The 16,603-nt window shown below is 64.2% G+C and carries 15 protein-coding genes; 9 read left to right on the plus strand and 6 right to left on the minus strand.

The genetic code is table 11. From position 1 onward, the window contains the following. Positions 1 to 70: 70 nt before the first annotated feature. On the plus strand, positions 71 to 949 hold the full coding sequence (locus tag AAIL66_RS16650; RefSeq protein WP_059440018.1) for an alpha/beta hydrolase: 879 nt from the start codon (positions 71 to 73) through the stop codon (positions 947 to 949). Here the strand turns inward: AAIL66_RS16650 and AAIL66_RS16655 are convergent, their stop codons facing one another. The 3 genes from AAIL66_RS16655 to AAIL66_RS16665 all read right to left on the minus strand — a co-directional run bounded on the left by AAIL66_RS16655 (position 950) and on the right by AAIL66_RS16665 (position 3,699). Continuing rightward, positions 950 to 1,684, minus strand: coding sequence for an SOS response-associated peptidase family protein (locus AAIL66_RS16655; protein WP_343497256.1), 735 nt, complete (start codon positions 1,682 to 1,684; stop codon positions 950 to 952). Positions 1,685 to 1,688: 4 nt separating this feature from the next. After that, positions 1,689 to 2,429: a 16S rRNA (uracil(1498)-N(3))-methyltransferase gene (locus AAIL66_RS16660; protein ID WP_034350987.1), complete on the minus strand. Its 741-nt coding sequence runs from the start codon at positions 2,427 to 2,429 to the stop codon at positions 1,689 to 1,691. Between the two features lie 163 nt (positions 2,430 to 2,592). Then, the gene (locus AAIL66_RS16665) at positions 2,593 to 3,699 is read right to left on the minus strand and encodes a phosphotransferase (protein ID WP_063662350.1); all 1,107 of its coding nucleotides are present in this window, start codon (positions 3,697 to 3,699) and stop codon (positions 2,593 to 2,595) included. 243 nt (positions 3,700 to 3,942) lie between these two features. Here AAIL66_RS16665 and AAIL66_RS16670 point away from each other — a divergent pair, with 243 nt between their 5' ends. From AAIL66_RS16670 to rsmA, 3 genes are all read left to right on the plus strand, one after another. Next, positions 3,943 to 6,288, plus strand: a complete 2,346-nt coding sequence (locus tag AAIL66_RS16670) for an LPS-assembly protein LptD (RefSeq protein WP_343497264.1) — start codon at positions 3,943 to 3,945, stop codon at positions 6,286 to 6,288. A gap of 14 nt (positions 6,289 to 6,302) precedes the next feature. After that, positions 6,303 to 7,730 carry a peptidylprolyl isomerase gene (locus AAIL66_RS16675; RefSeq protein WP_343497257.1) on the plus strand — a complete coding sequence of 476 codons (1,428 nt, stop codon included), beginning with the start codon at positions 6,303 to 6,305 and terminating at the stop codon, positions 7,728 to 7,730. A 103-nt stretch (positions 7,731 to 7,833) separates the two neighbouring features. Further along, positions 7,834 to 8,595, plus strand: coding sequence for a 16S rRNA (adenine(1518)-N(6)/adenine(1519)-N(6))-dimethyltransferase RsmA (gene rsmA, locus AAIL66_RS16680; RefSeq protein ID WP_003072305.1), 762 nt, complete (start codon positions 7,834 to 7,836; stop codon positions 8,593 to 8,595). A 63-nt stretch (positions 8,596 to 8,658) separates the two neighbouring features. Here the strand turns inward: rsmA and AAIL66_RS16685 are convergent, their stop codons facing one another. Continuing rightward, positions 8,659 to 10,014 (minus strand): aspartate aminotransferase family protein, encoded by a 1,356-nt coding sequence (locus AAIL66_RS16685; RefSeq protein WP_343497258.1) that lies wholly within the window; start codon positions 10,012 to 10,014, stop codon positions 8,659 to 8,661. A gap of 337 nt (positions 10,015 to 10,351) precedes the next feature. Beyond that, positions 10,352 to 10,606: a DUF2061 domain-containing protein gene (locus AAIL66_RS16690; RefSeq protein ID WP_003066898.1), complete on the minus strand. Its 255-nt coding sequence runs from the start codon at positions 10,604 to 10,606 to the stop codon at positions 10,352 to 10,354. Positions 10,607 to 10,803: 197 nt separating this feature from the next. Here AAIL66_RS16690 and AAIL66_RS16695 point away from each other — a divergent pair, with 197 nt between their 5' ends. From AAIL66_RS16695 to AAIL66_RS16705, 3 genes are read left to right on the plus strand one after another with little or no spacing between them, the layout of a single operon-like run. Then, positions 10,804 to 11,316 carry a GNAT family N-acetyltransferase gene (locus tag AAIL66_RS16695; protein ID WP_343497259.1) on the plus strand — a complete coding sequence of 171 codons (513 nt, stop codon included), beginning with the start codon at positions 10,804 to 10,806 and terminating at the stop codon, positions 11,314 to 11,316. 26 nt (positions 11,317 to 11,342) lie between these two features. After that, complete coding sequence (locus AAIL66_RS16700; RefSeq protein WP_059440011.1) at positions 11,343 to 11,900, plus strand: NUDIX hydrolase; 558 nt, start codon at positions 11,343 to 11,345, stop codon at positions 11,898 to 11,900. A gap of 58 nt (positions 11,901 to 11,958) precedes the next feature. Next, the gene (locus tag AAIL66_RS16705; protein ID WP_343497260.1) at positions 11,959 to 12,855 is read left to right on the plus strand and encodes an EamA family transporter; all 897 of its coding nucleotides are present in this window, start codon (positions 11,959 to 11,961) and stop codon (positions 12,853 to 12,855) included. Between the two features lie 22 nt (positions 12,856 to 12,877). Here AAIL66_RS16705 and AAIL66_RS16710 read toward each other — a convergent pair whose 3' ends face one another. After that, positions 12,878 to 13,798: a LysR family transcriptional regulator gene (locus tag AAIL66_RS16710; protein WP_034394441.1), complete on the minus strand. Its 921-nt coding sequence runs from the start codon at positions 13,796 to 13,798 to the stop codon at positions 12,878 to 12,880. Between the two features lie 158 nt (positions 13,799 to 13,956). Between AAIL66_RS16710 and AAIL66_RS16715 the strand changes: the two genes are divergently transcribed. Together AAIL66_RS16715 and AAIL66_RS16720 are read left to right on the plus strand one after the other, a co-directional pair. Continuing rightward, on the plus strand, positions 13,957 to 14,967 hold the full coding sequence (locus AAIL66_RS16715; protein WP_034406493.1) for a tripartite tricarboxylate transporter substrate binding protein: 1,011 nt from the start codon (positions 13,957 to 13,959) through the stop codon (positions 14,965 to 14,967). Between the two features lie 147 nt (positions 14,968 to 15,114). Continuing rightward, positions 15,115 to 16,603, plus strand: a 1,489-nt coding sequence (locus AAIL66_RS16720) for a gamma-glutamyltransferase family protein (protein ID WP_343497261.1), incomplete at its 3' end; no start/stop codon positions are given.

Consider the following 16,603-nt stretch of genomic DNA (forward strand, 5'->3'; position numbering starts at 1 on the left):
GATTGCCACGGTTGACGCGGGCGGGGGGCGGCTGCATCCTGCAAGCTCTTGCCAGCTGAAGAGACCGTGCATGACGCCTACCGATACCCGTACCCAGACGACGCCCCGGCTGCTGCATATGGCCGCATCGGACGCCACCCAGCTCGCGCTACGCGACTGGCCGCTGGCGCCGGGCGTCAAGCCCCGTGCCCAGGTGCTGCTGGTGCATGGCCTGGGCGAGCACAGCGGCCGCTATGCCGTGCTGGCGCAGCGGCTCAACGAGCTCGGCTTTGCGGTGCGGGCCTATGACCAGTACGGCCACGGCCTGTCGGGCGGGCCGCAGGGCGGCCTGACCAGCGATATGCGCTTGCTCGACGATCTGGCCGTGGTGCTCGATGCCACACGTGCAGCCATGCCCAGGCATCAGCCCCTGGTGCTGTTGGGGCACAGCCTGGGTGGACTGGTGGCCGCTGATTTTGTCGCGTCCGGCCTGCGTCATGTGGACGGGCTGGTGCTGTCCTCGCCGGCGCTGGCCCTGCATCTGTCGGGTGTGCAGAAGGCGCTGGTGGCGAGCCTGCCCAGGCTGCTGCCCAATCTGCGCGTGGCCAATGGCGTGCAGTCCGCGCATCTCTCGCATGATCCCGAAGTGGCTCTGGCCTATGACACCGATGCACTGCAGCACAGACGCATCAGCGCCAGGCTGGCGCGCTATATGGCCGAGGGTGGCCGCCATGTGCTGTCCAAGGCCACGGCCTGGTGCGTGCCCACGCTGCTGCTATGGGCGGGCGAGGACAAGCTGGTCAATCCGGCCGGCAGCGCCGCGTTTGCCGCCCAGGCACCACGCGGTCTGGTGCAGTCCCAGTGCTTTGAGGCGGCCTATCACGAGATCTTCAACGAGAGCCCCGAACTTGCCGCACCGGTTTTTGCGCGGCTCGAGCAGTGGCTGGAACAGCAGTTTCCAGCCCCCTGATTACCACTGCTGTGGCGGCTGCTTGCGGCCTTTTTCCACGGGATTGGCGCGCAGTTTTTCTGCCGGGTAGGGGCGCAGAAACTCCTTGGCCTTGTTGACCTTGGCATTGAGCCAGGCGTCGTATGCGCCTTCGTTGAGGATGGCCGGCATGGCCTTGTCGTTGCCGGGCTGGCCGTAGCGGTTCATCAGCGCATGGGCATTGGCATTGATGGTGATGAGGGCGTAGCTGACGATGACCTCGCCGTCCTCGCCCACCCAGCGCGCCCAGACGCCGGCGGCGCCCATGGGCTGGTTGTCCACGCGGGTGATACGGGTCGGCAGGGGCTTGCCGGGGCGCAGGTCGTCGACCTGAAAGGACTGCAGCGGCACGATGCAGCGCTGGCCGGCCAGCCAGGCATCGCGGAACGCCGTTCCCGTGGCCAGATTGTCGATTTTTGCATTCACCAGCTTGAGCGCGCGCAGGCGGCCGTCAGACGCCGACTTCACCCAGTGCGGCACCAGACCGAAACTGGCCGGCACCAGCAGCCGTTCCACCGGCAGTGCGGGTGCTCCTTCTTCAGGAGCTGTAAACGTACGTCCCAAGAGCGCTGCAGAGGACTCTGTGGCAGCGTTGATGATGATGCAGCCGAGGCGGCGCGGGGTGATGATGCTTTCGGGCCTGGGCTCGGGAGCCTCCACACGAAAGTTCTGCAGATAAAACTCGGGCTTGGCCAGAGAGAGATGACAGCTGCTCATTGATTTACTCCAGGGCCAGCAGGGACAGGGCGGCAACAGATGCCGTTTCAGCGCGCAGCACGCGGGAGCCGAGGCTGGCAGGTTTCCAGCCCTGCTCCAGCGCCCAGTCTTCTTCCTGGGCGGTCAGACCCCCTTCGGGGCCATGCAGCACCCAGACTGCCCGGGCATCGCCGGCGGCGGCGCGCAGCGGTTGATTGCCCTCGCGCAGCGACAGCACCAGACGCGCCGCATCGGCCGCAGGCGCCTGCTGGCTGCGCAGCCAGTCGGCCAGCGACAGCGGGGCATGAATCACGGGTACCTGGTTGCGCCCGCATTGCTCGCAGGCCGAGACGGCAATCGACTGCCAGCGCTCGATCTTCTTGTCGGCGCGGTCGCCCTTGAGCTTGAGCACGCTGCGTGCCGCCATCACGGGCTGGATGCTGGCGACACCCAGCTCGGTGGCTTTTTCCACCAGCCAGTCCATGCGCTCGTTGGCGGGCATGCCGACGACCAGGTGCACGGCACGTGCGGCTTCGCGCTCGGCGGGGCTGTGGCTGTCCACGCGCACGCCCACATCGCTGCGGCCCATGTGGGTGATGGTCGCCTGGAACTCGCCACCGGTAAAACCGTTGCCGGTCTGGCCCTCAAACAGCGTGATGACATCGCCGGGCTGGTGGCGCAGCACCTGCACATGGCGGGCGGCACCTGCAGGCAGGTCCAGCTCGTTGCCGATGTGCAGTGGAATAGGGCAGTGATAGCGCGGCATAGGGGAAATTGATATTTGTTACTTGCGGTTAGAGCTGCTTCGCAGCCTGTAAAACTGGCACCCTCTAACCTAGGGACACCGCGCAAGGGCCGCCCCGTAGCGCTGGTGTCGTCCCCTCCGCGAAGCAGAGAGGGGGAAGCCGCAAGCGGCTCAGGGGGTGTGCTCACATCCGCCCGTAGGCGTAACCCACCTGCGTCTGGATACCTTCGATCTCGTCGATCAATTTGAGGAACGGGCCCAGCGCGCGGTAGCGGTTGCAGGTGGATCGGATGTAGTGGATGAAACGAGGCGTATCGGCCAGATACTTGGGCTTGCCGTCGCGCAGCGTCAGGCGCGCAAAGATACCCGCAACCTTGAGGTGGCGCTGCAGACCCATCCATTCAACCCCACGGTAGAACTCGCCGAAGTCATCACCCCAGCCGCTGGCGCTGTTGGCTCCCACCAGGCCGGCCTTGCGGGCCTTTTCCCAGTAACGGATGGTGATGTCGATGATGAAGTCCTCTTCCCAGCTGATGAAGGCATCTCGCAGCAGGCTGGCGATGTCATAGGTGATGGGGCCGTAGACGGCATCCTGGAAGTCCAGCACGCCCAGCGGCGCGCCGCTGGACACAGGTTGCATCAGGTTGCGCATCATGAAGTCACGGTGCACATAGACGCTGGGAGCCTGCAGATTGTGGGCGACGATCTGATCGAAGGTCTTGCCGAGCAGGGCCTGCTGCTTGTCGTCCAGTGTGAACTGGCGGTGCTTGGCGATGTACCAGTCGGGAAACAGCTGCAGCTCGCGGCGCAGCAGGGCCTCGTCATAGAGAGGCAAGCTGCCGGTATTGCCGGCCTTGGAGGCCAGTTGCCAGTCCAGCAGCACCTCGATGGCCGAGCGGTACCAGGCTTCGGCATCCTGGGGTTTTTCGGGGTTCAGAGCCTCGATGACGGTCTGGCCGCCCAGGTCGCTGAGCAGCATGAAGCCGTGAACAGCATCCCAGTCCAGGATCTGCGGCACGCACAGGCCGGCCTGGTTCATCAGGCCCTGAACCTTGGCAAAAGGCGCGCAATCTTCCTTGTCTGGCGGCGCGTCCATGACGATCAGGCTGCTTCCATCGCTGCGATCCAGGCGCAGATAGCGGCGAAAGCTCGCATCGGCCGAAGCGGGGCGCAGGGTTGCGGGAAGCAGCTGGTGCTTTTGAGCCAGCGGTGCCAGCCAGGCGTCGAATGCGGCGTGGCGGGCAGAATCTGCCCAGGCAACGCCAACTGTGGGGGTGATAGGAGCGGTCATGGATAATCGGATTTTACAAACCGATGCCGCCGCATCTGTGGACAGTGGTGCTAGGCTCTCGGTTTTCTGTTGACGTGTGCCAGGGCACGCGCGCTTTTGACGTTCAAGATCATCGTGCAATCCCCATCCCATCCGCGAGATTTCCTACCTGCCTGCCCTGCCCGTTCGACGCGTGCGGGGACTGCTCGGCCGGTGATTCGTCCTCTGGCATGGGCTGTGGCACTGGCATGGGCGGGTGCTGGCATGCAGGCCTATGCCCAGTCGGCCGAAGCGAGCGGATCGTCCTCCTCCAGCGTCGCGGGCGAGCTGCCAGCCTTGGAGCTCAAGTCCAGCAGCGCGCTGCAGGAGAGCTATCCTCAGGAAGTGCGTGACCAGCAGCCCATCTATATCAAAGGTGACAGTCTGTCCGGTCAGCCCGATCTCAAGGCCTCGGTTCATGGCGGGGCAGAGTTGCGCCGCGGCGACACCATGATCCGCGCGGACAAGCTCGACTATGCGGTTCCGGACGACAGGATCAACGCCGTGGGCTCGGTCCACATCAACCAGGCCGGCAATGTCTACGAGGGTACGGCGCTGGATCTGCAGATGGATGCCTTCAAGGGCCAGTTCGACAACGCCAACTATCGCTTTCTGGCCACGGGTGGCCATGGCGAGTCCTCGCGAGTGGATTTCATCGACAAGGATCGTTCGGTCGTCCATGACGCCACCTACACCACCTGCCAGCGCGATGATGAGGCCAGCTGGGAGCCGAGCTGGGTGCTCGAGGCCAAGACCATTCATCTGGACATGGCCGAAGAGGTGGGGGTGGCCGAGGGTGCGTCCCTGAAGTTCAAGGGTGTGACTGTCCTGCCCGTGCCGCGCATGAGCTTTCCGCTCTCGGACAAGCGCAAATCGGGCCTGCTGCCGCCCATGATAGGCATGGACAAGCTTGGCGGTATCGAGTATTCGCAGCCCTATTACTGGAATATCGCACCCAATCGCGATATGACCATCACGCCCTCGCTGATGACCAAGCGCGGCGTGAACCTGACGGGGCAGTTCCGCTATCTGGAGCCCAGCTACTCGGGCGAGACCTATGCCAGCTACATGCTGGGAGACAATCTGCGCAACCGCGATCGCTGGGGCTATTCCTGGCAGCATCGTGCGAGCTTCGACACGCCGGTCGGCGGTCTGGGGCTGAACCTCAATCTGAGCCGCGTCAGCGACGGTGATTACTGGCGCGACTTCCGCCTGGCTCCCGTGGCGCTGCGCCAGCGCCTGCTGCCCAGCACGGCCAATCTGAGCTGGGCCAAGGGCGATGGGGTGCTGAGCCTCAATGTGCTGCGCTATCAAGTGCAGCAGGATGTGACTTCGCCGATTGCGCCGCCCTACAGCATGGTGCCGCAGCTGCAGTACCGCTACACGCCGCTGGACCTGCCGCATGGGCTGGATTTCTCCGTGGTGGCCGACACCACACGCTTCGAGCTGATTCGCCCCATCACGGGTCAGGTCGGCAACAACGGCCAGCGCAGCTATGTGCAGGCGCAGCTGAGCCGGCCATTCCTGTCTCCCGGCGCCTTCATCACGCCCAAGCTGATGCTGCATACCTCCATGTATCAGACCGATCAGTTGATGAGCAACGGCAGCAAGAGCGCCAACCGGACCTTGCCCACCTTCAGCCTGGACAGCGGCCTGGTCTTCGAGCGCGACACCTCCTGGTTCGGCAAGAATCTGTTGCAGACCTTCGAACCCCGAGCCTTCTATACCTATACGCCCTATCGCGATCAGAGCATGCTGCCGCTCTACGATACGGGTCGCAGCGATTTCAACTTCGCGAGTATTTTTTCCGAGAACGACTATGTCGGTCAGGACCGCATTGCCGACAACCATCTGATGACGCTGGGCGCGACCTCGCGCTTCATCGACCCTGAAAGCGGTGCGGAAAAGCTCAAGTTCGCCGTGGCCCAGCGCGTTCGCCTGTCAGATCAGCGCGTGCTGCTGCCCGGTGAGGTGGCTGCTACCAGCAAGCTGTCCGATATTCTGCTGGGTGCTGCCTTCAACTGGACCGACAAATGGTCGCTGGAAGGTACGACCCAGTACAACAAGGACTTGAACCGCACGGTCCGTACCACGGCCACGGCGCGTTACAGTCCGGGCAACTATCGCACCTTCAACATCGGCTACCGCACGCAGCTGGATACGGTCACCAAGAAGCCGTCCAGCGAGCTGGTGGACGTGGGCTGGCAATGGCCCATCAACGACCTCTGGGGTGACAAGGGCAAGGATCTGGGCGCCGGTCGCGGCCAGGGCGGTGGCCGCTGGTATGCCGTGGGCCGCCTCAACTACTCCATCAAGGACAACAAGCTGGTGGATACCGTGGTCGGCTTCGAATACGACGGTTGCTGCTGGATTGGCCGTGTGGTGCTGGAGCGTCTGCAAAGCTCGGTCATCCAGTCCAATCTGCGTCTGCTGTTCCAGATGGAGTTCGTGGGCTTCTCGCGCCTGAGCTTTGGTGCCGACCCCACCTCCAGTCTCAAGCAGAATGTGCCGCGCTACCAATATTTGCGTGAGGCGGTGACTCCGCCCAGCCGCTTTACCAATTACGATTAATCAAGGCTTTTTTCATGCGTTTTTTCTCCAAGACATCCAATGCATGTGCTGTTGCCGTGGCACTGGCTGTAATGGCTGCCGGTGTGCAGGCCCAGGGCCTGAAGAGTCCCGGCAGCAAGGCCAAGGCTGGCAATGACTCCTCCATCTCGCGTGCATTGGAGGCTACGGCCCAGCCCTCGGGGCGTCAGGCTCCGGCAGCCGCACAGGGTGTTCGCTCGGCCGATTACATCGTGGCCGTGGTCAATTCCGAGCCCATCACCAATAACGAAGTGCGTGCGCGCATGGCGCGCGTTGCGCAGAACGTGACCGAGCAGGGCGGGCAGCTGCCGTCCCAGAGCGAGCTGGCCCGCCAGGTTCTGGAGCGCCTGATTGTCGAGCGCGTGCAGTTGCAGGAAGCCAAGGACACGGGCATCAACATTGACAACATGACGGTCGATCAGGCCGTGGCCAATGTGGCGCGCCAGAACAATACCGACAAGGCCGGCCTGGTGTCGCGCCTGAAGGCCGAAGGGATTTCCGAAGCGCAGTTCCGTTCGGAGATCCGCAACCAGATGCTGATGCAGCGTGTGCGCGAGCGTGATGTGGACGGTCGCGTCAAGGTCGCGGAAGCAGACATCGATCGCTATCTCAAGGACCAGAAGCGCCCAGGCGATGCGGCTGCGGGTGCCGCAGCCAATCTGGGCCACATCCTGATCACCGTGCCTGAAAATGCCAGCCCTGCCGTGGTGGCGGAGCGCGAGGCCAAGGCCAAGCAGGCGGCAGAAGCGGCGCGCAAGAATCCTGACTTCATCGCCGCCGTGCGGGAATTTTCGGATGTACCCAACGGTCAGGGTGGCGGCGCCATGGGCATGCGCCCCATGAGCGATTACCCCGAGCTGTTTTCTCAGCAGGTGGGCAATTCGGCTGTCGGTGCCATCGTCGGTCCGTTTCGTTCGGGCGCAGGTTTCCACGTGCTCAAGGTGCTGGAAAAATCTCAGGCCGGAGCACCTGTATACATCACGCAGAACCACGCCCGCCATATTCTGCTGACCGTAGGCGATGGCATGACCGAAGCCCAGGCGGCCAAGCGTCTGGAGGACTACAAGCGTCGCGTGGAAGCCGGCCAGGCCACCTTCCAGCAACTGGCCCAGGAGTTCTCCAAGGACGGCAGCGCGCGCAATGGCGGTGATCTGGGCTGGTCCTCGCCCGGCCAGTTCGTGCCCGAGTTCGAGCGCGTGCTCGACAGCCTCCAGCCGGGCCAGATCAGCAACCCCGTGGTGTCGCGTTTCGGCGTGCACCTGATTCAGCTGATCGAGCGCCGCCAGGAAAAGCTCACCGAGCGCGAGCAGCGCGAAATGGTGCGCAACGTGGTGCGCGAGCGCAAGGCCGAGCAGGACTACGAAACCTGGCTCAAGGAACTGCGCGGCAAGGCCTTTGTGGAATACCGCGAGCCGCCCCAATAAGCCCATTCAGTCCGCTTGAAGTGCCCGGTAATGTCATCATTGCGCACCGGGCATCGAAGCTCCCCCTCATTCCAAGCGGTGCCCAGGCACCGCTTTCGCATTCATGAAACATATTCCCCGCAAGCGCTTCGGCCAGAACTTCCTGACCGACGGCGCCATCATCGACAACATCGTCCAGGCCATCGACCCCAAGGCGGGCGAACCCATGGTCGAGATCGGCCCCGGCCTGATGGCACTGTCCCAGCCCCTGGTCGAGCGCCTGGGCAAGCTCACCGTGATCGAGCTGGACCGCGACCTGGCGGCCCGTCTGCGTCTGCGCGACGATCTCGACGTGGTCGAGTCCGATGTGCTCAAGGTGGACTTCCGTGCGCTGGCTGCGCGTCTGGGCGTGGCCAAGCTGCGCGTGGTCGGCAATCTGCCCTACAACATCTCCAGCCCCATTCTTTTTCATCTGCTGGAGCAGGTGGATGTGGTGCAGGACCAGCATTTCATGCTGCAAAAGGAAGTCATCGACCGCATGGTGGCCGACGCCGGCACCTCGGCCTACGGCCGTCTGTCGGTGATGCTGCAGTGGCGCTACGCCATGGAAGATGTGCTGTTCGTGCCGCCGGGCAGCTTCAATCCGCCTCCCAAGGTGGACAGTGCCGTGGTGCGCATGATTCCGCGCGAGCAGCCTGCGGATCTCGATCCCAAGTTGCTGGAAGAGCTGGTGCAGGTCGCTTTCAGCCAGCGCCGCAAGATCTTGCGCAACACCCTGGGCAAGTGGCTGGAAGCCAAGGGCTTTGCCGGCGAGTTCGACCTGCAGCGCCGCGCGGAAGAAGTGCCTGTCGCCGAATTCGAAGCCCTGGCGGCACAGCTTTCCTGAATTTGGATGAAAAATGCTTCAATCGCTTTATAGGTAAGCGATTGAAGCTACTGATTTGATAGTTCAGTCAGTGGCCTGCAGCGCATCGCCGAGTGCGTTGATCAGCCGCTCGATCTCGGCCTGCTCGCTGATGAAGGGCGGCGCCAGCTGAATCGTGTCACCGCCGTAGCGCACATAGAAGCCGGCCTCCCAGCATTTCATGGCGATCTCATAAGGGCGCTTGGCGGGCTCGCCGGGCAGGGGGGCGATCGTGATGCCAGCCGCCAGGCCGATATTGCGGATGTCCAGCACATGCCTGGCGCCCTTGAGGCTGTGCACGGCCTGCTCGAACAAGGGGGCCAGTGCGCGCACGCGGCCCGGGCCGTCTTCGCGCTGCAGCAGATCCAGTGCCGCGATGGCTGCCGCGCAGGCCACGGGATGGGCCGAATAGGTATAGCCGTGGGCAAATTCCAGCATGTACTGCGGCCCTCCTGCCTCCATGAACTGCTCATAGATGGCGGGCGTGACCACGCAGGCTCCCAGCGGCTGGGCGCCGTTGCTGACCTGCTTGGCGATATTCATGATGTCCGGCGTCACGCCAAAGGCTTCGGCCGCCGTCATCGCTCCGAGGCGGCCAAAGCCCGTGATGACCTCGTCGAAGATCAGCAGGATGTCGTGCTGGGTGCAGATCTCGCGCAAACGCTGCAGATAGCCGGCGGGCGGAATCACCACGCCGCCCGAGCCCGACATGGGCTCCACGATCACGGCGGCGATATTGCTGGCGTCATGCAGGGCGATCAGATCGAGCAGCCGGTCTGCCAGGGCGCGCCCGTCGGTCTGGGGCTGGCCCTTGAAAAACGAACCTGCTGGCGGCTGGGTGTGCGGCAGATGGTCGGCTTCGACCCCTTGGCCGAACATCTTGCGGTTACCCCCCATGCCGCCTACCGAGATGCCGCCAAAGTTCACGCCGTGATAGCCCTTCTCGCGCCCGATCAGCCGGGTCTTGGTGCCCTGGCCCCTGGCGCGCCAGTAGGCGCGCGCCATCTTCAGCGAGGTGTCGGCTGCTTCCGAGCCCGAGCCGGTGAAGAACACATGCTCAAGCCCCTGGGGCATCAGCGCCACGATGCGGTTGGCCAGCGCGAACGAGGCCGGGTGGCCGAACTGGAAGGCGGGAGCGTAATCGAGCTGCAGCGCGGCCTGTCCAATGGCCTCGGCGATCTCGGGGCGCCCATGGCCCAGCCCCGAGCACCACAGGCCCGAGAGGCCGTCGAAAATGCGCCGGCCATCGGCATCGCTGTAGTAGGCGCCCTGTGCGCCCGTGATGATGCGGGGCCTGGCCTTGAAGTTGCGGTTGCCGGTGAACGGCATCCAGTGGGCCCTCAGCCATTGTTCGTCGTGGCGCGCGAGGTCTGCGGATGTCTGGCGGTCTGCAAGCTGCATGGGAACTCCTTGGATTCCCGGCCATTGTTGGCCTTGGGCCCGGTTTGGCAAATAGCCGCAAACCCATGGGAGCGAGTCCGAATTGGCATCTTCCGCATTACTTATCCACAGTATTTTCTGATGCCGGAGAGTCAGGCTCGGATGATTTTCTGGCGCGAATGATCAGAAGCTCACAAAGAGTCTGGGATATTCAATATTTACCCATGGCTTATCAAAAGGCTTGTTCACATGATTTCTACAGATCATGAAGATAGCCGTTGCAGTCGCCCAGCATGGCCAGGGACTGCAGCAGCCATTGCGTAAAAGTGGTGGGCTGGTCGGCGTTCATAGACGGCTCTCAGGCGCTCAGTGCCTGTCCGGCAAGCGCTTGCTGCTCGCGTTTCTTCAGGCGGCGCTCCCAGACTTTTTCATGGAAGAAGAAGGCAAAGGCCTGGACCGTTGGTTCGAGCAGGCTCAGCGTCAGCGAGGCAATCAGATTGCCGGTCACGGCATAGGCGACGCAGGCGGCGACGGTGATGTGTATCACGTAGTAGCTGGCGGTCTTGGTCAGCGTGAGCTGGTTCTGGCGCAATGTCTTGATCAAGCGTGTCATCTGTTTCTCCCTGAGCGATGAATGAATGGTAGGTAGGATGGCGCTGAGTTTCCAATTGAGAATCATTACCATTGCGATAGCGCCTACAGACTGCTGCGAGATGAACGGCTTGCTAAGCTATGTGCCAGATTTTGATTGAAATTGGCCGTCAGCCATTGACTGATAAGCGTTGACAGCTATTGATTTGAGAGTTTTTGATGACGGGGTCGATGCCAATTCAGCTGCGTGCGCTGGGCGCGGACGATGTGGATGCCGTGATGCGCATACAGCAGCATTGCTATGGTGCGGACTTTTCGGAGCCGCGCGAGGTGTTTGTGCGCCGTTTGCGGACGGCCGGGCATTGTTCCTGGGCGGCAGAGCAGGGCGGCGAGCTGGTGGCCTATCTGGCAGCCTATTGGTCGCGCCCCGGAGCCATCACGCCGCTCAACGGCGACTTTACCGAATATGACGACGCCAGCGTGCTCTATCTGCACGATATGGCTGTGTCCGAGGCTGCAGCCGGCCAGGGCCTGGCGCAGCGGATGGTCCAGGTCCTGAAGACACAGGCCAGAGCGCGCGGCGTGCAGCGCACGGCACTGGTTTCGGTGCAGGACTCCCGGCTTTACTGGGAGCGTCAAGGCTATGTGGTCGAATCCGTGACAAATGCTGCGCAGCAACAACATTTGGCCAGTTACGGCGAAGGAGCGCTCTATATGGTGGGATTTATCTGACACATCGTCGGGTTGGGACAAGGATAATGCCCGCCATGCCCAATCGCTGGAAACCCAATGTGACTGTCTCGGCCATCATCGAACGCGATGGCCGTTTTTTGCTGGTGGAAGAACAAACGGCGGATGGACTGCGTCTGAACACGCCGGCCGGTCATCTCGACCCTTCCGAAAGCCCTGTCGATGCCTGTGTGCGCGAGGTCATGGAAGAGACGGCCTACAGCTTCACGCCCACGGCTCTGGTCGGCATCTACATGAACCGCTTTGTGCGCACGCGCACGGGCTCGGACATCACCTATCTGCGCTTTGCCTTTACGGGCGATCTGGGCATGCACCATGCCCAGCGCCATCTGGACGACGGCATCGTGCGCAGCGTCTGGCTCTCGCTCGACGAACTGCGGGCCACCGAGCATCTGCATCGCAGCCCCATCGTGCTGGAGTCGGTGGGCGATTATCTGGCCGGCCAGCGCTATGACATAGGCCTCATTCATGCCGATGCCAGCATCTACAAGGTGCCGCAGCTCACGCGCCCGGTGCCCGAAGAGGCCGGTGCCACGCTGGACGATGTGCTGGTGCAGATTCACTGATCCTGGCATTCGGCAGTTGTGACAGGCGTGCAGGCCGGTGCTGTGCACAATGTCCTGTATGTCTGTAGCCAGCCTGATCCGACTCATGACACTGGCCGCCCTCTGGGGCGGCAGTTTTTTATTCATGCGCGTGGCCGTACCCCATCTGGGGGCCGTGCCCACGGCCGTGGGACGCGGCCTGTTTTCGGCGCTGGGCCTTGGCGCGGCGTTGTTTGCCATGGGCTACCGGCCCAGGCTAGGACGCTATCTTTGGCCCTTGCTGGGGCTGGGTGTCATCAATTCCGGCATCCCCTTTCTCATGTACGCGCTGGCGGCCCAGGTGCTGCCATCGGGCTATAGCGCCATCTTCAATGCCACCACGCCACTGGTTGCTACCGTGGTGGGAGCGCTGGTGTTTGCCGAGGCGATCACGCCCGCGCGTGTGGCTGCCGTGCTGCTCGGAATTGGCGGTGTGGCGGTGCTGGCCCAGGCCGGGCCGCTGGATCTCGGCGCAGCCGTGCTGGGCGGCATGGCGGCCTGTTTTGTGGCCACGGTCTGCTATGCGTTTTCCAGCTATCTGACGCTCAGGCTTGCGGGTGCCAATGCCTCTGTGGACACGCGCGCTGCCGTTTTCATCAGCCAGCTGGGCGCGCTGATGGTGCTGACACCGGCGCTGCTCATCGACATGGCGCTGGAGCCCGGCATGCTGGCCAGGCTGCAGGCCGCTCCGCTGCTGGCATGGGGCAATGTGGCGCTGCTGGGCCTGCTGAGCACGGCTCTGGCCTATGTGCTGTATTTCCGGCTGATTGCCGATGAAGGCCCGCAAAAGGCGCTGACCGTGACCTTTATCGTGCCCGTGTTTGCCGTGCTCTGGGGCTGGGCCCTGCTCGATGAGTCCTTGACCATCGCTCATGCCATGGGTGGCGGGCTGATTGCGCTGTCGCTCTGGCTGGTGCTGCGCCCCAAGGCGGATTGAGCCGAGGTCTTCGGCCGTCTTTTCACCAGGCGGCGGGCAGGCGCAGCTGCAAAAGTTCCAGAAAGGACTGTGCCGCATGTGGCAGCGTGCGGCCGGCCAGGGTCTGAACCTCGATATCGCGCAGATCCATGCCGCGGTCGCTGAGCGCCACGGCCACGAGCGCGCCTGTGGCCACCATGTCGCGGGCGGCGATTTCGCTGGCCACGGCGACCGCCGTGCCCTGGGCCGCAAAGTTCAGCAGCGTCTTGCCGTGATTGCTCTCAAGGGCCGGCGCCAGCATCAGTCCCTGGCGGCTGCAGGCTGCATCCAGCAGCTGGCGCACGGCCGTGCTGGGCGGCGTCAATGCCAGCGGATAGCGCACCAGCCTTGCCAGTGCCACGCTGCGCTCCTGCGCCAGTTCATGGCCGGATGCCACCAGCGCCAGCACGGGCGCGGCCACGCGGCAGGCGACGGCGATGCCGGGCTCGGGGGCCCGGCTGAAACACAGACCTATGTCGGCCGTGCCGGTACGCACGGCACCGGAAACCTCGTGCGTGGGAAGCACCGTCACTTCGAAGACGATGCCGCTGTGCTCGCGCTGGAAGGCCGCGCACAGGCGCGGCAGGAATTCGCTGGCGAAGGCATCGGAGCTGGCGATGCGCACCTTGCCGCTGCGCAGGCCCTGCAAGGCCTTGATCTCGTCGAGCGCGCGCTCCGCGTCCAGCCCCGCGCGGCGCGCATGATCGGCGAGGATCTCGCCGGCGGCGTTGAGCACCATGCCGCGCGGGTGGCGCTCGAACAGCGGCGTGCCCAGGCGCGCCTCCAATGCCGCAATCTGTCGGCTGATGGCCGAGGCCGCCACATGCAGCCTTGCCGAAGCCTCGCTCAGCGAGCCGCATTGCGCGACTTCGTGGAAGTAGCGCAGCGCGGTGTCTTGCAGCAGCAAATGGCGGGACTCGGGCATGACAGTCGGTGAGAGCAAAGCGCCATTGTGCTCGGTTTGCTGTTTTGGCAACGATGACTTGCAAATTTGCCGATAGCGGCAAATGCCCCGGTTTTCTAAGATCTCCCGTTCGATGGTCGCCAGGCAGCGGCCAGCCCTCCATTTCTGCAGGAGTTGCCATGCGGGCACGGTTTACTGTTTCAACGACGCGCCGCCAGTGGCTTCAGGCCGCTGCGGCCGTGGCCGGTGGTTTGCTGGCCTTTCCGGCCCTGGCCCAGGGCGAGGCCGCCTGGCCCGGCCGACCGGTGCGCGTGATCGTGCCGTTTCCGGCCAGCGGCGCTACCGATCTGGTGGCACGCGTGATCGCGCAGCGCGTATCGCAGGAGCTGGGCCAGCAACTGGTCATAGACAACCGGCCCGGCGCCGGCGGCACCATAGGTACGGCCGAGGCCGCCAAGGCGGCGGCCGACGGCTACACCCTGCTGTTCACCACCAGCAGCACGCATGCGATTTCGCCGCATCTGATGCCCAGGCTGGCCTACAAGGCGGACAAGGATTTCAGTCCCATCGCCCACACGGCCGATGCAGCCAGCGTGCTGCTGGTCACGCCCTCGCTGCCGGTCAAGAGCGTGCAGGAGCTGATTGCCTATGCCAGGGCCAACCCCGGCAAGCTCAACTACGCCACCAGCGGCAATGGCACCATCGTGCACCTGAACACCGCCGCCTTTGCCGCGCAGGCCGGCATACAGCTCGCCCATGTGCCCTACAAGGGCACGGCGCAGTCGATCACCGATCTGGCGGCAGGCCAGGTGCATCTGCTGTTCGATTCCATCCCCACGGGCATGCCCCATGTGGCCAGCGGCCGCCTGCGCGCCCTGGCCGTGACCGGCGACAGGCGCAGCACGCTGGCTCCGAATCTGCCCACGGTGGCCGAATCCGGCCTGCCAGGCTATTCCTCGGTCACCTGGTTCGGCATCTACGGCCCGGCCGGCATGAAGCCCGAGCTGGTTGCAAGAATCAACCAGGCCTTCAACCGCGCCATCCAGAATCCCGAGGTGATCGCCAGCCTGGCCAAGCAGGGCGTGGAGCCCGCCAAGCCGCAGACGCCCGCGCAGTTCGCGGCCATGGTGCAGGCCGACAGCGCGCGCTGGGCCAAGGTCATCAGGGACAACCACATTACTTTGGAATGACATATGCAACCCCCTGTGCGGCTGCGCCGGGGGACGGCATCCTCGGCTAGGCGCTTCCCGCCGTGAGGCGGCCCTTGCTCGATGCCTTTGGCCTGGGGCGTGTCAGTGTTAAGCGCGGCGCCCATGAATCACTGATCGGACTTAAATATGACCAACCTCATCAAGGACTGGACGCTTCCCTATGCTTCGAACCGCTCGCCGGTGCTGGGGCGCAATGTGGTCAGCACTTCGCAGCCGCTGGCCGCCCAGGCCGGCCTCTCCATGCTGCTGGCTGGTGGCAACGCCGTGGATGCGGCACTGGCCGCGGCGATGACGCTGACCGTGGTCGAACCCACGGGCTGCGGCATCGGCAGCGACGGCTTTGCCATCGTCTGGGACGGCAAGGAGCTGCACGGCCTCAACGCCTCGGGCCGCTCGCCTGAGGGCTGGACGCCCGACTACTTTGCCCAGCTGGGCGGCATACCGGAGAAGGGCTGGAATGCCGTGACCGTGCCCGGCGCCGTGTCGGCCTGGGTGGCGCTGTCCAAGCGCTTCGGCAAGCTGCCATTCACGCAGGTGGCCCGGCCCGCCATCGACTATGCGCGCAACGGTTTCCCGGTCTCGCCCACGATTGCCACGCTCTGGGAGCTGGGTGGCAAGAAGCTGGGCGACCAGCCCGGCTTTGCCGAGTGCTTTCTGCCTGGTGGCCGCGCTCCCCGGGCCGGTGAGGTGTTCAGGAGCGAAGCCCATGCGCGCACGCTGGAAGAGATTGCCGAGACCATGGGCGAGTCCTTTTACCGCGGCGCACTGGCCAGGAAGATGGTCGAGCATTCGCGGGCCTGCGGCGGCGTGATGAGCGAGGAAGATCTGGCCGCGCACCAGGCCGACTGGGTGGGCACGGTGTCGCAGAAGTTCGGCGATTCGGTTATCCACGAGATCCCGCCCAACGGCCAGGGTATTGCGGCGCTGATGGCGCTGGGCATGCTGGACGAGTTGGGCGCGGGATCGCAGCCGTTGGACGGCGTGGACAGCGTGCACCTGCAGATCGAGGCTATGAAGCTGGCTTTTGCCGACCTGCACCAGTACAACGCCGACCTCGACCATATGCGCGTCACTCCCGCCCAACTGCTGAACCGCGACTACCTGCGCGAACGCGCCAGTCTCATAGATCCGAAGCTGGCCGGTGCACCGGGCTGCGGCGCGCCCCGGCCCGGCGGCACGGTCTACCTGGCGGCGGCCGATGCCAGCGGCATGATGGTCTCCTTCATCCAGTCCAACTACATGGGCTTCGGCTCGGGCGTGGTCGTGCCGGGCACGGGCATCAGCCTGCAGAACCGCGGCCATGGCTTTACCACCGAGGCCGGTCATGCCAACCAGGTCGGCCCGCGCAAGCGTCCCTCGCACACTATCATTCCGGCCTTTGCCATGCATGCCGACGGCACGCCGCAAATGGCGTTCGGCGTCATGGGCGGTCCGATGCAGAGCCAGGGCCATCTGCAGATGGCCCTGCGCGTGCTGCGCTACGGCCAGAACCCGCAGGCTGCGGCCGATGCACCGCGCTGGCGCGTGACCGGCGGCAAGGGAGTGGCCGTGGAGCCGTCCTTCGATGCCGCCGTGGTTGAGCAGCTGCGCGCACGCGGGCACGAGGTCAGCATCG

Origin of the sequence: Comamonas sp. F1-6 (assembly GCF_039581415.1) — a bacterium.
GTDB lineage: Bacteria > Pseudomonadota > Gammaproteobacteria > Burkholderiales > Burkholderiaceae_C > Comamonas > Comamonas thiooxydans.

Coding starts and splice junctions, on each gene's coding strand:
- AAIL66_RS16670 (WP_343497264.1), top strand. CDS start 3,943: ATGCAGGCCTATGCCCAGTCGGCCGAAGCGAGCGGATCGTCCTCCTCC.
- AAIL66_RS16690 (WP_003066898.1), bottom strand. CDS start 10,606: ATGACACGCTTGATCAAGACATTGCGCCAGAACCAGCTCACGCTGACC.
- AAIL66_RS16710 (WP_034394441.1), bottom strand. CDS start 13,798: ATGCCCGAGTCCCGCCATTTGCTGCTGCAAGACACCGCGCTGCGCTAC.
- AAIL66_RS16660 (WP_034350987.1), bottom strand. CDS start 2,429: ATGCCGCGCTATCACTGCCCTATTCCACTGCACATCGGCAACGAGCTG.
- AAIL66_RS16685 (WP_343497258.1), bottom strand. CDS start 10,014: ATGCAGCTTGCAGACCGCCAGACATCCGCAGACCTCGCGCGCCACGAC.
- AAIL66_RS16650 (WP_059440018.1), top strand. CDS start 71: ATGACGCCTACCGATACCCGTACCCAGACGACGCCCCGGCTGCTGCAT.
- AAIL66_RS16705 (WP_343497260.1), top strand. CDS start 11,959: ATGTCTGTAGCCAGCCTGATCCGACTCATGACACTGGCCGCCCTCTGG.
- AAIL66_RS16695 (WP_343497259.1), top strand. CDS start 10,804: ATGACGGGGTCGATGCCAATTCAGCTGCGTGCGCTGGGCGCGGACGAT.
- AAIL66_RS16655 (WP_343497256.1), bottom strand. CDS start 1,684: ATGAGCAGCTGTCATCTCTCTCTGGCCAAGCCCGAGTTTTATCTGCAG.
- AAIL66_RS16675 (WP_343497257.1), top strand. CDS start 6,303: ATGCGTTTTTTCTCCAAGACATCCAATGCATGTGCTGTTGCCGTGGCA.
- rsmA (WP_003072305.1), top strand. CDS start 7,834: ATGAAACATATTCCCCGCAAGCGCTTCGGCCAGAACTTCCTGACCGAC.
- AAIL66_RS16700 (WP_059440011.1), top strand. CDS start 11,343: ATGCCCGCCATGCCCAATCGCTGGAAACCCAATGTGACTGTCTCGGCC.
- AAIL66_RS16715 (WP_034406493.1), top strand. CDS start 13,957: ATGCGGGCACGGTTTACTGTTTCAACGACGCGCCGCCAGTGGCTTCAG.
- AAIL66_RS16665 (WP_063662350.1), bottom strand. CDS start 3,699: ATGACCGCTCCTATCACCCCCACAGTTGGCGTTGCCTGGGCAGATTCT.